Below are 13,374 nucleotides of genomic sequence, written 5' to 3' on the forward strand. Positions count from 1 at the left end.
CAATGGATCTGAACTACACGGACGAGGAAAAGGCGTTCCGCGAGGAAGTGCGCGCCTTTCTGGCCGAGAAACTGCCAAAGGAGGTCTCGGACAAGGTGCGGGCCGGCATCAGCCTAGGCAAGGAAGGTCACGAACGCTGGCACGCGACGCTGAACGAAAAGGGCTGGCTCAACTACAACTGGCCCAGGGAATTCGGCGGCGCCGAATGGAACGCGGTGCAGCGCCACATCTTCGAAGAGGAATGCGCGATGGCCCATGCTCCGCGCATCGTGCCCTTCGGCCTGTCGATGCTGGGGCCGGTCCTGCAGAAATTCGGCTCAAAGACGCAGCAGGATTTTTTCCTGCCGCGCATCCTGAACGGCGCGCACTGGTGGTGCCAGGGCTATTCCGAACCGGGGGCGGGGTCCGACCTTGCCTCGCTCAAGACCCGCGCGGTGCGCGACGGCGATCATTACGTGGTGAACGGCCAAAAGACCTGGACCACGCTGGGCCAATACGCCAACTGGATCTTCTGCCTGGTGCGCACCGACCCCGCTGCCAAGCAGCAGGAGGGGATTTCGTTCCTGCTGATCGACATGGACACTCCGGGGATCGAAGTGCGGCCCATCGTGCTGCTCGATGGCACCCCGGAAGTGAACGAGGTGTTCTTCGACGACGTACGGGTGCCTGTCGAGAACCTGGTGGGCGAAGAGAACAAGGGCTGGACCTATGCGAAATACCTGCTGACCCACGAGCGGACCAACATCGCCGGGGTCGGGTTCAGCCAGGCCGGGCTTGACGCGGTCAAGCGCATCGCGCGGGTCGAATGCGCGAATGGCCGGCCGCTTGCCGAAAACCCGCATTTCGCCGCGCGACTGGCGCGGGTCGAGATCGACCTGATGGCGATGGCGACGACCAACATGCGCATCATCTCGAGGGCCGCAGCCGGTCAGGCGCCGGGCGTCGAAAGCTCGATGCTGAAGGTCAAGGGCACGATCATCCGGCAGGAGATCAACGACCTGGCCCGGCGCGCAGTGGGTCCCTACGCGATGCCGTTTGCCTCGGAAGCCGTCGAAGGCGACAACGACCCCATCGGGCCCGACTATGCCGGACCGGTGGCGGCGCAGTATTTCAACAACCGCAAGCTGTCGATTTTCGGCGGCTCGAACGAGATCCAGCGCGGGATCATCGCCAAAGTCAGGATGGGGGGCTGAGGGCATGGATTTCACGCTGACCGAAGAACGCCAGATGCTGCAGGACACGCTGCGGCGCTATCTGGCGGATCGCTACACGACGTCCGTCCGCAACGGGATACTGGCCGGCGACACGGGGTTCAGCCCCGACATCTGGCGCGAACTGGCCGAGCTTGGGCTGGTCGGCGCGCTGTTCTCCGAGACCGATGGCGGCTTCGGCGGGGCGGGGTTCGACATCGCGACCGTGTTCGAGGAACTGGGGCGCGCGGGCGTGGTCGAGCCTTTCCTGGACACCGCCATCCTCGGCGGCAGGTTGCTGGCGGCGCTGGGGAACCCGGAACAGAAGCCGTTGCTGGAAAGGGTCATTGCGGGCGATCTGCATCTGGCGCTGGCGCACGGGGAACCGGCCAGCCGATACGACCTGAGCCGGGTCGAAACCACGGCGCGGGCGGAGGCGGGCGATATCGTCCTGAACGGGCGCAAGGCGGTCGTGGTCAATGCCGAGGCGGCCGGGTTCCTCATCGTCTCCGCAAGGGAAAGCGGCGGGTTCTTCGATCTGGACGGGATCTCTCTGTTCCTGGTTCCCGCCGACAGCGCGGGCCTCAGCCTGCGGGGCTATCCCATGCTGGCTGGCGGGCGGGCCGCCGAGGTCACGCTGGACGAGGTGCGCCTGCCCGTGTCGGCGCGGCTGGGCGAGGCCGGGAAGGGGTTCGGCCCCCTGATGGATGCGCTGGGCGCCGCGCATGTGGCGCTGGCCGCTGAAACGCTGGGGGCGATGGAAACCGCTGTCGAACTGACCCGCCAGTACCTGCTGACCCGACATCAATTTGGTCGGCCAATCGGCACGTTCCAGGCCCTTCAGCACCGTTTCGCGGACATGCTGATCGAGCTGGAGCAGGCGCGCTCGGCCGTCATCAATGCCGCAGGTCATCTGGAAACGGCGGACCGCGACCGCCAGAACGCCGCCGCCCGCAACCTGATCTCGCGCGCAGGCAGGCTGGTGGCGGAAGAGACCATCCAGATGCATGGCGGTATCGCGATGACGCAGGAATACGAACTGGCCCATATCGCCAAGCGCATCGTGATGGCCGAACACCGGTTCGGAGACGCGGATTACCACCTGGAGCGATTCATTGCCCTCGGCGCGGCCTGAAGACGGTCGGCCCGCGGTGAAACGCTCGGGCTGCCAGAACGCGGTCGGGTATGAAATCGACCTGTGCGATCCGGACGGATTCGCACGTTGCCATCTGGACATCGGCCCCGGCCATCTCAACAGCCAGGACGTTCTGCACGGCGGCGTCATCGCCATGCTGCTGGACGTGGCCTGCGGCAATGCCGCCTCGGCCTTTTTCGACCGGGAAGAACATCCCGTGGTCCTGACCATCTCGCTCAACACAAGCTATGTTTCGGCGGTGCGCCAGGGGCGCGTCACGGCGATCGGACGGCCCGCGGGCGGCGGCAGCAAACTGGCCTATGTGAACGGCGAGTTGCACCACGAGGACGGAACCCTGATCGCCACCGCGGCGGGCGTTTTCAAGCGTCACCGGCTGACGAGGTGACGCGGGCACCATGCTCAGGCAGGGGAGGGCTCGGCGGATGAGCAAATGGCACGACTACCCGGATACGCAGATCGCGCAACGCCCGGATGCGCCCGCATTCAAGGACGATGGGGGAACTATATGGACCTATGGCGATCTGGGTGCAGCGATTGCGGAACTGTCACTCGTGTTGACCGAGACCGGTGTCCAACCCTGCGACCGCGTTCTGATCCTGGCCGAAAACTGCTGCGCGGCGGTGGCGGCCGTGTTCGCCTGTTCCCGGATCGGGGCCTGCGCGGTACCGGTCAACGCGCGCCAGACCGAGGCCGAGGTGCAGAGGGTCGTCGATCACGCGCGGCCCGCGGCAATGCTTATTACCGCGGCGGCGTCACCGGACGCCAGCGCCCATGCCGGGCATCTCGAGGCCAGCGAGATCTCGGGCGCGTTCGGACGGCTTCACCTGGCCCTGCCGTTTCCCAGCGATCCCGACCCGGTGCTTGAGGATGTCGCGGTGATGCTGTTTACCACAGGAACAACGGGAACGCCCAAGGGGGTGATGCTGACGCATGGCAACCTGCTGTTCGCCGGCCGGTCCTCTGCCCGGCTCAGGGAAATGACGCACGCGGATGTGATCTACGGTGTCCTGCCGATCACCCATGTCTTCGGCCTTGCCTCGGTTGTGACGGCGGCGACCTACGTAGGAGCGCCTGTGCGGCTCGACGCGCGGTTCACGGCGGCGCGGACCTATGCGACCCTGACCTCCGGTATCACGCTGTTCTCTGCCGTCCCGCAGATGCACGCGCTGCTGATGCAATACACGAAGGAACAGGGATTCTCGCGGCTGCCGGGCGGCACGCTGCGCTATACCTCCTCGGGCGCCGCGCCACTGGACCCGGCGTGGAAGCGGCAGGCGGAGGCTTTCTATGGCATCGCAATCCAGAACGGCTATGGCCTGACCGAAAGCACGGCGGGTGTATGCGCCTCGCGCAACCGGATCGGCGATCCCGACATCTCGGTCGGACCGCCCCTGCCGGAGGTCGAGGTGCGCATCGACGAAACGGCCGCAGGCGGCGGCGATAGGGTCGGAGAGATACTGACCCGCGGTCCGCAGGTGATGAAGGGATATTATCGGAACCCCGAAGCCACGGCTGCCGCGTTTGCGGATGGCTGGCTTCGGACGGGTGATCTGGGCTTTTTCGACGACCGGGGGCACTTGCATATCGCGGGGCGCTGCAAGGAGCTCATCATTCACGGCGGCTTCAACGTCTATCCTCCGGAAGTCGAAGCGGCGCTGAACGGTCATCCCAAGGTGATCCAGGCCGCGGTCGTCGGGCGCGTGGTGGACGGTGATGAAAAGGTGGTCGCCTTCGTGCAGGCGGCGCCGGGGGATGAACCGACGCCGGAGGAGCTACGCGACTTCGCGGCTCGGCGGCTGGCAGGGTACAAGCGGCCCAGCCAGATCATCGTCGCGACCGAATTGCCCGCCGCGCCGACCGGCAAGATCCTGAAGCACAGGTTGCTGGACCATTTCGCCGACCGTCTGAGCTGAGGCCCGCCGCCCCGGCGGATGCGTCAGACCAGGACGCCCTCGACCGCGGCGCGGATCGCCCGCATGTTCTGCCCATAGACTTCCGGTGCCGAGACCGAGCCGCCCTTGAACACCGCCGATCCGGCGACCAGCACGTCGGCGCCGGCTTCGGCCACCAGCGGCGCGGTCCCGGGATCGACGCCGCCGTCGATCTCGATATGCACCGGGCGGTCCCCGATCATCTGGCGCAGGCGGCGGATCTTCGCGGTCATGTCGATGAACTTCTGACCGCCGAAGCCGGGGTTCACGGTCATGACGCAGACCAGATCGGCCAGGTCCAGCACATGTTCCACGGCCTCGGCCGGCGTGCCCGGGTTCAGTGCGACGCCGGCCTTCATCCCGGCCGCGCGAATGGCCTGCAACGTGCGGTGGATATGCGGCCCGGCCTCGACATGGGCGGTCAGGATGTCGGCCCCGGCCTCGGCATAGGCGTCGATGTAGGGGTCCACGGGCGTGATCATCAGGTGCACGTCCATCACCGTCTTCACATGCGGGCGGAACGCCTTGACCGCCGGCGGACCGAAGGTGAGGTTCGGCACGAAATGCCCGTCCATCACGTCCACATGGACCCAATCGGCCCCCTGCGCCTCGATGGCCTGGATCTCCTGCCCGAAATTGGCGAAATCCGCCGAGAGGATCGACGGAGCGATCTTGATCTTGCGGTCAAAGCTCATGGGCCCACCTGTGTTTTGCCGAGTCGCTGCGCGTATACCCGCTCTGGCGCCGGAACGGTAGGGGCAGGACGCCTGACCCGTGGGGCCTATTGTCGGCCTCGCCCTGCCCGGCTAACACTTGCCCGGACAGGTTGAACGCTCCGACGGCGCGGGCGGTGGAGGACCAGATGGCAGGCACCCCGGCGGCTGGGTATTCGGCGGCCTCGGCATGAGCGGCACCGTCTTTTTCGTCGTCCTCTGCGCCGCGGCGCTTCATGCGTCATGGAACGCTCTGGTCAAGGGCGGGGCCGACAAGGCCGCCGCCATGGTCGCGGTGGTGATCGGCCAGGGCCTTGCCGGGGCGGCCCTGCTGCCCTTTGCGCCGCCGCTCGACCCAGCCTGCTGGCCCTACCTGCTGGCCGGGCTGGGGTTGCATCTGGGCTACCAGCTTTTCCTGATCCAGTCCTACCGGTTCGGCGACCTGACCCAGGTCTACCCGATCGCCCGCGGCGTCTCGCCCCTTCTGGTCGCTTTGGGATCGGTGGTCGTTCTGGGGGCCGAATTCACGGGGCTCGAGGTCGCGGCGATGGCGATGATCTCGATCGGGATCGCATCGATCAGCCTGGTGCGCCGGGCAGACGGCGTGTTTCAGGCCAAGGCCGCAGGGCTGGCGCTGATTACCGGCATGTTCATCGCCTCCTATTCGCTGGTTGACGGGCAGGGCGCGCGCATCGGCGGTACGGCGCTGGGCTTTTTCGGGGTTCTGGCGGCGCTTGATGCGGTGGTCTTCGGCCTCTGCGCGCACCTGATCCGGCCGGGAATGCTGGGGCGGGCGCTGGCGCTGAAGAAGCATCTGTTTCTCGGCGGCGGCGCCTCGTTCACCGCCTATGTGCTGGTGGTCTGGGCCTTCACCCAGGCGCCGATCGCCTTGGTGACGGCGCTGCGCGAAACCTCGATCATTTTCGCGCTGGTCATCGGCGTGACGGTGCTGCGCGAACGGCTGGACCTTGCAAAGGTGCTGGCCACCGCCCTGACCCTGACCGGCGCCCTGCTGCTGCGCCTGTCGCGGCTCTGAGCCTCATCCGGAAAGCCCGAGCCGGCGGATCAGGTGAAAGCGTCCGTCCCCGGCTTCGCCTACCAGGCCCAGATCGCGGATGACGAAGGGCGCGGGCAGCAGCGGGCCCAGCCGGCGGTCGAGCGCGGCTTGAACCGCGGCCATCGTCGGTTTGTCCAGCCTGCCGGTCAGCGTGATGTGAAACCGGAATTCGTCCAGGACATACGGGTAGCCCCAGTTCACGAGGTTCGCCTCCTGCGCCGCGCTCAGGCCGTTGGCGCGGCGGCGGGTCAGTTCCGCATCCGGCGTCGGGGCGCGAAACCCGTCAAGGTCGCGGACACAGGCGGCCGCCAGTTCGTCGAGCGCCGAGGCGTCGCCAAGCGGACGCAGCGCCAGGAAACGGCCAAGCCGGGCGATCTGCAGCCCGTCCAGCGTGACCGGCGGCAGGCGCGCCGCAAGATCCGCGCAAGCTTTCAGCAGCGCGTCCGGGCTTTGCCCGTCGGCCAGGCGGAACGGCGGTTTCAGCGTCGCATGCAGGCCGTATCTGCGCGGCGTCTCGGTGATCGCGGCAACGTCAAGCCCGTCCATGTGCGGGTGCGCGATCTCCGCCCCGGAGTCCATGTCCCATCCCAACCAGGCCGTTGCGAACCTGGCCCAGTCTTCGTCCGCCGGCGCGGCGAAGTAGATCGCGTATCTTTCGAAGTTCACATCGCCCTCCGGTGGCCGGATCAGGCGCGGTAGAACAGGTAGCGGTCCGGCGCGATGCTGTCCGGGCCGGTGATCCGCTCGAACCCCACCAGCGGCTGTCCCGAAATCAACAGCCCGCCGGCCTGCATCACCCTTGCGATCAGCGGGCTGAGCCGCGCGGCCTCGGCCACGTCGTCCTCCTTGATTCCCATGCCGAAATCGTAATGCGCCAGGGCGATCCGATGCCCGTCCCTTGCCAACCGTTCCAGCATCGGTTCGGCCTCGCCCTGCAGGAAATCCTCTTCGGGCGGTTCGCAGGACGGATGGCATTGCAGCACCCGGTCCATCACCCAGATTCGGCGGTCGGGCAGGATTTCGCGCAGATGGTCATAGGTGCGACCATTGCCGAGGCCCATGTCCAGCACGTCGCCCTCGTGATCCGCGATCTGCGCCGCGGCCCAGTTCAGACCGTCCCTCTGGGCGGTCAGGCGGCGCAGCATGGAATCCAGTCGGCTCATCGGCAATCCCTTCAGGTTCGGTCCGCCGGCGCGGTCCAGACGCGCACGGGCCCGGCCATGAGGCGGCGGATCAGCGCCCCGGTAAAGTTCCAGATGTCTTGATCATGGACCAGGTGATGCGTCAACAGCCCGAACGGCTCGGCATTGTCCGCCCAGCCCTCGCGGCGCTGCTGCAACAGGGATGCGAGCCGCGCAACCAGAATCTCCGGGTTCGTCAGCCCCCTAGTCCCGCGCCAGTCGATCGGGTCGAGATGGGTGTTGACCTGCTCCAGCCCCGGCACCGCCAGACGCGCGGTGCGGGGTGTGGCCGTTGAGAGAACGCGAAACCCCAATTCAGGCAGTCTGGCCACGACCTCGGGCGCGATCCGGTTCCACGGCGGCACGAAGATCGGTCGCAGGGCCGGGCCGAACAGCGCGGTCAGCCGCGCCAGCCCCGCCTCGGCATCCGCCAGAATCGCCTCCAACGGGCGATGCAGCCGGAATTCGGCCTTCTTTTCGCCTGCCGGGGCATGGTTCCGGTGCGCCCAGCCGTGAACGACAGGGATCAGATGCGGCCGCGGCTGCAGGTATCCCGCCAATTCAATATCGGCAGGTTGCGGTATGACGGCCAGATGCACGGGCAGGCCGATGCGTTCGGACAGGTCCGACAACCGGTCGAGTTCCGGCGTCGGGGCGACCGCGTCGTCGTCGCGCCACCAGAGGGGCAGGATCAGCCCCTCTTGTTGCCAAAGCTCCAGTTCGCGGTCCAGCGGCGTCCAGTCGGGTATCATCGCAGCGCCCCGACCAGGGATTCGGTGATCGCGACCGAGCGCGCCGCGCCGTCGAAGGACAGGGCCAGGTCCGGGCGGGGACCGGCGGTAATCACCCGGCCGACAGCATCGGCCAGAGTGGCGCCGGTCAGGTCCGCGCTTGCCAGCACCTCGATGGCGGACAGGTGCGCAAGGCTCTGGGCCCGCAGGCCCTGTTCGACCTCCTTGCCGTCGTCGAACGGGATGAAAACGGCCGGAGTGCCGCCTTGCAGCAGGTCGAGTGCGGTGTTGTAGCCGCACATGCTGACCGATGCGGCGGCAAGCGGCAACATCTGCCGAAAGTCGGGACGCGTGGGCTCGATCAGGATGGGCGTGTCGCCGGCCAGCCGCTCCAGTTCGCGGATGCGGTCCGCGGCATCGCGCCCGCCCACCAGCAGCCGCCAGCGCCGGTCGGTGATCCTGCCGGCGGCCTCGACGGCGGCGCGGAAGATCGGATCGCCCACCGACCCGCCCCCGGCGCTGACCAGGATTTCACCCGCCCCGAGGTTTTCGGGATGCGGTGCCGCCGGGGCCGGGGCGACATAGCCGGTATAGTGCAGCCGCTCCGCCAGGGTATCTGAGACCGGCCAGCTGGTTTCCAGCCGCGTGCCTTGGGGGTCGGAATGCACCAGCACGCCGTCATAATGGCGCGCGACGACCGCCTCGGTGCGCGCGACCTTGGACGGCTTCGAAGGCGGCGCAAGGATGTCCCGGATCGAACTCAACACGACCGGGCGCGGCGTCAAGGTGTGCGCCGCATCAAGCAGCGTCTCGAATTCCGACGACAGGACCCTGCGGCCGAAGGGGAACAGCTCTGTCAGCAACACATCCGGCGCGAACCGGGTTACGGCGCCGGCAAGAGCGTCGGCGCGGGACTGCAGGTAAGCCGGATCCGCGACCTCGCCGGTCTCGGTCAGCAAACGGGTGAAGTCGGTTCCGTCCGAGCGCAGCGGCGGCAGCCCGAGCATCTCGATGCCGACGGCGCTCAGCTGTGGGGCGGGCATTCCGCCCGACACCAGCAAAACCTCGTGACCGGCTTTCCGGAACGCGTGCCCCAGCGTCAGTGCCCGGCTCAGATGGCCGGTGCCCAACAGATGCGTGACGACGATCATCACTTTCATGCGGCACCCTCCTTGCGCGGCAGCCGCACCGGTTCCGGCGCGGGCCGCATGTGGTCGAGGTCGATGACATAGAGACGGTTGCGCTTGATCCGGAATGGGGCGGGGCCATCGAAGTCCCATCCCCAGGCTTTTGCCAGGATCACCCGCATGATGCCGATATGGCAGACCGCCAGCGTATCCGCGGACAGCCCCTCCAGCCACGGCCGCAGGCGCAGCCAGACCTCGGCCGGGCTTTCGCCGGCGGGGGGGCGGAAATCCCAGCTCCAGTCCTCGATATGCCGGTAGCCGCTCTCCGGTTCGGCGATCAAGTTCAGGCCGCGCTGACCTTCCCATTCGCCCCAGTTCATTTCGATCAGTTCGGCAGCGAGGCGGGGTTCGCGCCGTGCCACGAGCCTTGCCGTTTCCCGCGCCCGCGCCAGCGGGCTGGACCAGAGTTCGGCCTTGTCCCAGGGTTCGGGCAGGCCGTAGCCCGCCAGGTCCGCCCGGGCCTCGGTGTCGAGCGGTATGTCGCTGCGCCCCTGGATCCGGCCGGCGCGGTTCCAGTCGGTATGGCCGTGGCGCAGCAGGGCGAGGCGGGTCATGTCGCGCCCTCCAGCAACGGGTTCACCGCGGTCCAGAAGGTGCGGGTGGCGGATGGGATCAGGTGCCGTTCGGCGATGCGGGCGCGCGCCTTGGCCCCCGTGGCGCGACGCAGGCCGGGATCGGCGCGCAACCGGTCTATGGCGCGGGCCAGCGCGGCGGGACCATCCTCGACGGACGGGTAGCGGGCCGGCAGCAGAACGTCGCGCACGCCGGGCCGGTCCTGCGCCACGACCGGCAGTCCCACGGCCTGCGCCTCGAGATAGACCATGCCGAAGGCTTCGTTGACGCCGGGCCAGAAGAACAGCGAGGCGCGGGCATAGGCCGCCTGCAACGCATCCCGGTCCAGTTGGCCCAGGAACCGGACGCGATCGCCAAAGGGGGCCAACAGCGCCTCGACCTCGGCGCGCGCCGGGCCGTCCCCGGCGATTTCCAGCGTCCAGTCGTCTGCCAGGTGGCCCAGGGTCTGGGCGATGATCCGGTAGGAACTCAGCTTGTCGCCCGCCCGCATCATCCCCGCCGCCAGCATCGGCCCCTCGCAATCCGAGGCTTCGGGCAGGCCGGAAGCCGGCAGGAACGGGGTGAGATGGACGAGGGACTGATCGCCGAACCGCTCCCGCTTCAGCGTGATCAGGTCGTTGGCCGTGTGGTAGAAGATCACGCGGGCCGCATCGCAGGCGTCATGCGCGGCCTTGGCGAAACCGGCCCACGGTCCGTCAAGCCGGCTGGTGGCGCGGGTGCTTTCCAGTTGGACATAGGGGATCCCGCGGGCGCCGCAGACGGCGGGGCCAAGCAGATCGGGCGCCTTGTAGTAGTTGTGATAGGTGACCCAAAGGCCGAAATCGTCGGGCAAGGTGTCGATCAGCCGCTGCGCCTCGGTTTCGGCGGCCTCCCGCAGCCGGGCCTGAAGCCCTGCATCCCCGGACTTGTCGTAGATCCGCAACTCCGACACCAGGTCCACCTGCGCCCCGTCCGCCCGGATCGCGGCCATCAGGTTGCGCGCCATTTCCCGGTCGCCCGACGGGACCGGGCTGTGGGGGGACTTCATGGGGGCGTAGAAGGCGACGCGCGTCATGACCGTCAACCGCAGCACAAATCGTGCAGGCGCCCGGACAGGCGCGCGATGCCGGGGGCCATGCGGAACTCGGAGACAAGGCGGGATCGGGCCGCCTGCGCCATTGATGCCGCACCGCCGGGGTCCCGGGCGATCGAGGCGATCGCCCGGGCCAGGGCGTCGGGCGCGTCGTCGCAGAGGGTTCCGTGCCGACCGTGCTCGACGAATTCCGGAATGGCCGAGACCGGGGTCGCCAGGATCGGCAGCAGTTGCGACGCGGCCTCCATCAGCACGTTCGGCAACCCGTCGCGATCCCCGTCCGAGGCGATCCGGCTGGGCAGCACGAACAGGTCCGCCTGCCGCATTTCGGCGATCACTTCGGGCTGATCGCAGGCGCCGCGCCACGTGATCCGGTCGGCCACCCCGGCGGCTTCGGCCTGCGCCTGCAATCGGTCGCGCAAGCCGCCGCCGCCGATATGGGTCCAGCGCCAGTCCAGGCCGCTCGGCAGGCGGCTGAACGCCTCGATCAGCCGGTCAAAGCCCTTCTTCTCGACCAGCCGGCCGACCGACAGCATGTGAAACGGATCCTGCGGCGCGCGCGGCGCGCGTTCCGGGGGCAGGGGAAACCGCGAAAGGTCCAGCCCGTGATAGATCAAGTCGATCCGTGCCGGGTCGTCCGCCAGTTCCCGCAGATGCCGCGCCCCGATGCCGGTGCATGTCGCGCCGAAGACCGCCCCGTGGGTCGCGGCCTGCAACTTCTCCCGCTTTTCCCATTCGGGCGAGGTCCAGATGTCCTTGGCGTGGGCGGAAAAGCTCCAGGGCAGGCCGCGCATGATGGCCGTGTAGCGCGCAACGGACGAGGGCGTGTGCATGAAATGAGCATACAGCGCACGGGTTTCCGCGGGCAGTTCCGCAGCCAGCACGCAGGCCTGCCCGAAACGGCGGATCCGGTTGGGCGTCCGGTCGCGCCGCAAATCCGCGCGCCAGACCTCGTAGGCCCGGGCATAGCCGGGCAGGCGCTGCGCCGCCGCGCGGGCGCGCCAGACGCGGCCGGGTTCCTCGTAGAGGTATTCGGGCAGGTAGTGGACCCTGGCCCTGAGCCGGTCATGCAGGGGATGCCGCTTGGTGTCGGTCGGATGCCGCAGCGACCAGATGTCGAACCGGTGGCCGGCCTCTTCCAGCGCGACGAGTTCCTGCGCGATGAAAGTCTCGGACAGGCGCGGCCACCCCTTGACCAGCACCGCCAGTTTCGGCGCCTTTCCGTTCATCCGGTGGCCCGTTCCCTGTCCTCGCCCAACATCAAGCTGATCCGCTGCGTCACGTAATCCAGACCGTCCAGTAGCCCCGCGCCGATCGCCTGCGACGGCAGAGGCTGGCTGGGCAGGGCGCGGATCGCTTCGATCATGGAGCCCGCCGTCAGCCCGTCGCGGTATTCGTCCAACATCCGGACCAGCCCCAGTTCCTCGGCCCGCGAGGCGCGGATCCATTGTTCCAGCCGCGGCACGGTGCGCGGCACGATCACCGCGCGCTTGTCGAAGGACAGGACCTCGCAAAACGTGTTGTAGCCGCCCATGCAGACGACGCCGGCGGCCCCGGCGAACAGCGTCTCGATCTGCGATTCGAAGCCCACTGCCGTGACCCTGCCGCCCAGTGCGGCGACCCGCGTCTCGAATTCGGCGCGCAACTCGCCCGACAGGAACGGCCCATAGACCAGCACCGCGCGCGGCTCCAGTTCGGGGTCCATCTCGTAGGCGGACAGGACCAGGTCCACCATCGCGCGGCCATCGCCGCCGCCGCCCGGCGTTATCAGGATGTACGGCTGTTCCGGCGGTTTCCCGACCGGCCCCAGATCGCGGCGCAGATACCCCGTCCAGTGCATCCGGGCCTGCGCCCCCGGACTCAGCGGCAATCCCGACGTGGGATCGTAGATCGAGCGCAAACCATAGACCCAGATTTCGTGATAGAACCGCTCGGTTGCCTCAACCGCGCCCTTTCGCGCCCATTCGGCGGCCAGCACTTCGGGCTCGTCCAGTACGTCGCGAAGCCCCAGCACAAGCTTGGTCTTGCCCTGCCTGAGCAGGAAGTCCAGCGTCGGCAGCAGTTCGCCGCGAAATCCGGTCGGTTCCTTGTCGACGATCAGAACGTCGGGATGGTACTGCTCGACCGCCGTGCGGATCAGGCTCGAGCGCAGTTCGGTGACCTCTTCGATCCCCATGCCGATGGTCTGCGCCACGTAGGACCCGTCGGCGCGTTTTGTGACGCCGGGCAGGCGCACGTGGTCGACACGGCGCGGAAAGGTGAAGCGGCCCGCGACCGGCGAGCCGGTGAGGATCAGCGCCGAAGCGGTCGGATCCGCCTCGGTGATGGCCGATGCCAGCGCACGCGAGCGCCGCAGGTGACCCAGCCCGAACGTGTCGTGACTGTAGAAAAGAATGCGCGGTGCGCGGCCAGAGTGGTTCAGGTTGCTTGTCAGGCTCATGCCTCCGCCCGTGAGTTCGGTTCCGATACAGGGTCCGCGCGATGATCCCTGTTATCGTATTTTCTTTCCGTTTGAATGCCAAACGCTGCGGAAATCGCGCCCGTGAACGCGCGGCATTGCGAATGGGCAACAGGCTTGCCGAC

At 67.8% G+C, this 13,374-nt stretch carries 14 protein-coding genes; 5 read left to right on the top strand and 9 right to left on the bottom strand.

What is annotated here, in order from left to right:
* Positions 1-2 precede the first annotated feature (2 nt).
* Genes FGK63_RS08895 through FGK63_RS08910 form a run of 4 tightly spaced genes read left to right on the top strand, consistent with a single transcriptional unit; the run spans position 3 to position 4,259 of the window.
* Positions 3-1,193, top strand: coding sequence for an acyl-CoA dehydrogenase family protein (locus FGK63_RS08895; RefSeq protein WP_138841325.1), 1,191 nt, complete (start codon positions 3-5; stop codon positions 1,191-1,193).
* Between the two features lie 4 nt (positions 1,194-1,197).
* Positions 1,198-2,325 (top strand): acyl-CoA dehydrogenase family protein, encoded by a 1,128-nt coding sequence (locus tag FGK63_RS08900; protein WP_138841327.1) that lies wholly within the window; start codon positions 1,198-1,200, stop codon positions 2,323-2,325.
* Positions 2,326-2,341: 16 nt separating this feature from the next.
* Positions 2,342-2,731, top strand: coding sequence for a PaaI family thioesterase (locus FGK63_RS08905; RefSeq protein WP_246043989.1), 390 nt, complete (start codon positions 2,342-2,344; stop codon positions 2,729-2,731).
* A 37-nt stretch (positions 2,732-2,768) separates the two neighbouring features.
* Positions 2,769-4,259 carry a class I adenylate-forming enzyme family protein gene (locus FGK63_RS08910; RefSeq protein WP_138841331.1) on the top strand — a complete coding sequence of 497 codons (1,491 nt, stop codon included), beginning with the start codon at positions 2,769-2,771 and terminating at the stop codon, positions 4,257-4,259.
* Positions 4,260-4,282: 23 nt separating this feature from the next.
* On the opposite strand, the gene rpe is transcribed toward FGK63_RS08910, so the two are convergent.
* On the bottom strand, positions 4,283-4,972 hold the full coding sequence (gene rpe, locus FGK63_RS08915) for a ribulose-phosphate 3-epimerase (protein WP_138841333.1): 690 nt from the start codon (positions 4,970-4,972) through the stop codon (positions 4,283-4,285).
* Positions 4,973-5,090: 118 nt separating this feature from the next.
* Between rpe and FGK63_RS08920 the strand changes: the two genes are divergently transcribed.
* Positions 5,091-6,026 (top strand): DMT family transporter, encoded by a 936-nt coding sequence (locus FGK63_RS08920; RefSeq protein WP_246043990.1) that lies wholly within the window; start codon positions 5,091-5,093, stop codon positions 6,024-6,026.
* Positions 6,027-6,029: 3 nt separating this feature from the next.
* Here the strand turns inward: FGK63_RS08920 and FGK63_RS08925 are convergent, their stop codons facing one another.
* The 8 genes from FGK63_RS08925 to FGK63_RS08960 are packed head-to-tail and all read right to left on the bottom strand — an operon-like array spanning position 6,030 to position 13,231.
* Positions 6,030-6,713, bottom strand: a complete 684-nt coding sequence (locus tag FGK63_RS08925; protein ID WP_138841335.1) for a DUF1045 domain-containing protein — start codon at positions 6,711-6,713, stop codon at positions 6,030-6,032.
* A gap of 20 nt (positions 6,714-6,733) precedes the next feature.
* A complete protein-coding gene (locus FGK63_RS08930; protein WP_138841338.1) occupies positions 6,734-7,210 on the bottom strand; it encodes a class I SAM-dependent methyltransferase in 477 nt (158 codons plus the stop codon).
* Between the two features lie 11 nt (positions 7,211-7,221).
* A complete protein-coding gene (locus tag FGK63_RS08935) occupies positions 7,222-7,980 on the bottom strand; it encodes a polysaccharide deacetylase family protein (RefSeq protein ID WP_138841340.1) in 759 nt (252 codons plus the stop codon).
* On the bottom strand, positions 7,977-9,119 hold the full coding sequence (locus FGK63_RS08940; RefSeq protein ID WP_138841342.1) for a glycosyltransferase family protein: 1,143 nt from the start codon (positions 9,117-9,119) through the stop codon (positions 7,977-7,979). Before FGK63_RS08940 ends, FGK63_RS08935 begins: the two co-directional genes overlap by 4 nt.
* Positions 9,116-9,700: a histidine phosphatase family protein gene (locus tag FGK63_RS08945; RefSeq protein ID WP_138841344.1), complete on the bottom strand. Its 585-nt coding sequence runs from the start codon at positions 9,698-9,700 to the stop codon at positions 9,116-9,118. The genes FGK63_RS08940 and FGK63_RS08945 overlap by 4 nt, the downstream gene beginning before the upstream one ends.
* Positions 9,697-10,773: a glycosyltransferase family 4 protein gene (locus tag FGK63_RS08950; protein ID WP_138841346.1), complete on the bottom strand. Its 1,077-nt coding sequence runs from the start codon at positions 10,771-10,773 to the stop codon at positions 9,697-9,699. The genes FGK63_RS08945 and FGK63_RS08950 overlap by 4 nt, the downstream gene beginning before the upstream one ends.
* Before the next feature lie 5 nt (positions 10,774-10,778).
* Positions 10,779-12,020 (bottom strand): glycosyltransferase family 4 protein, encoded by a 1,242-nt coding sequence (locus FGK63_RS08955; RefSeq protein WP_138841348.1) that lies wholly within the window; start codon positions 12,018-12,020, stop codon positions 10,779-10,781.
* Complete coding sequence (locus FGK63_RS08960) at positions 12,017-13,231, bottom strand: glycosyltransferase family protein (RefSeq protein ID WP_138841350.1); 1,215 nt, start codon at positions 13,229-13,231, stop codon at positions 12,017-12,019. The genes FGK63_RS08955 and FGK63_RS08960 overlap by 4 nt, the downstream gene beginning before the upstream one ends.
* Between the last annotated feature and the right edge of the window lie 143 nt (positions 13,232-13,374).

It is taken from the genome of Ruegeria sediminis (assembly GCF_005938215.1).
Classification (GTDB): Bacteria; Pseudomonadota; Alphaproteobacteria; order Rhodobacterales; family Rhodobacteraceae; genus Ruegeria; species Ruegeria sediminis.

What these genes read in the sequence shown, in the direction of transcription:
- FGK63_RS08950 (WP_138841346.1), bottom strand. Translation starts at nt 10,773, where the DNA reads ATGACGCGCGTCGCCTTCTACGCCCCCATGAAGTCCCCCCACAGCCCG.
- FGK63_RS08930 (WP_138841338.1), bottom strand. Translation starts at nt 7,210, where the DNA reads ATGAGCCGACTGGATTCCATGCTGCGCCGCCTGACCGCCCAGAGGGAC.
- FGK63_RS08955 (WP_138841348.1), bottom strand. Translation starts at nt 12,020, where the DNA reads ATGAACGGAAAGGCGCCGAAACTGGCGGTGCTGGTCAAGGGGTGGCCG.
- FGK63_RS08910 (WP_138841331.1), top strand. Translation starts at nt 2,769, where the DNA reads ATGAGCAAATGGCACGACTACCCGGATACGCAGATCGCGCAACGCCCG.
- FGK63_RS08945 (WP_138841344.1), bottom strand. Translation starts at nt 9,700, where the DNA reads ATGACCCGCCTCGCCCTGCTGCGCCACGGCCATACCGACTGGAACCGC.
- FGK63_RS08900 (WP_138841327.1), top strand. Translation starts at nt 1,198, where the DNA reads ATGGATTTCACGCTGACCGAAGAACGCCAGATGCTGCAGGACACGCTG.
- FGK63_RS08895 (WP_138841325.1), top strand. Translation starts at nt 3, where the DNA reads ATGGATCTGAACTACACGGACGAGGAAAAGGCGTTCCGCGAGGAAGTG.
- rpe (WP_138841333.1), bottom strand. Translation starts at nt 4,972, where the DNA reads ATGAGCTTTGACCGCAAGATCAAGATCGCTCCGTCGATCCTCTCGGCG.
- FGK63_RS08940 (WP_138841342.1), bottom strand. Translation starts at nt 9,119, where the DNA reads ATGAAAGTGATGATCGTCGTCACGCATCTGTTGGGCACCGGCCATCTG.
- FGK63_RS08935 (WP_138841340.1), bottom strand. Translation starts at nt 7,980, where the DNA reads ATGATACCCGACTGGACGCCGCTGGACCGCGAACTGGAGCTTTGGCAA.
- FGK63_RS08960 (WP_138841350.1), bottom strand. Translation starts at nt 13,231, where the DNA reads ATGAGCCTGACAAGCAACCTGAACCACTCTGGCCGCGCACCGCGCATT.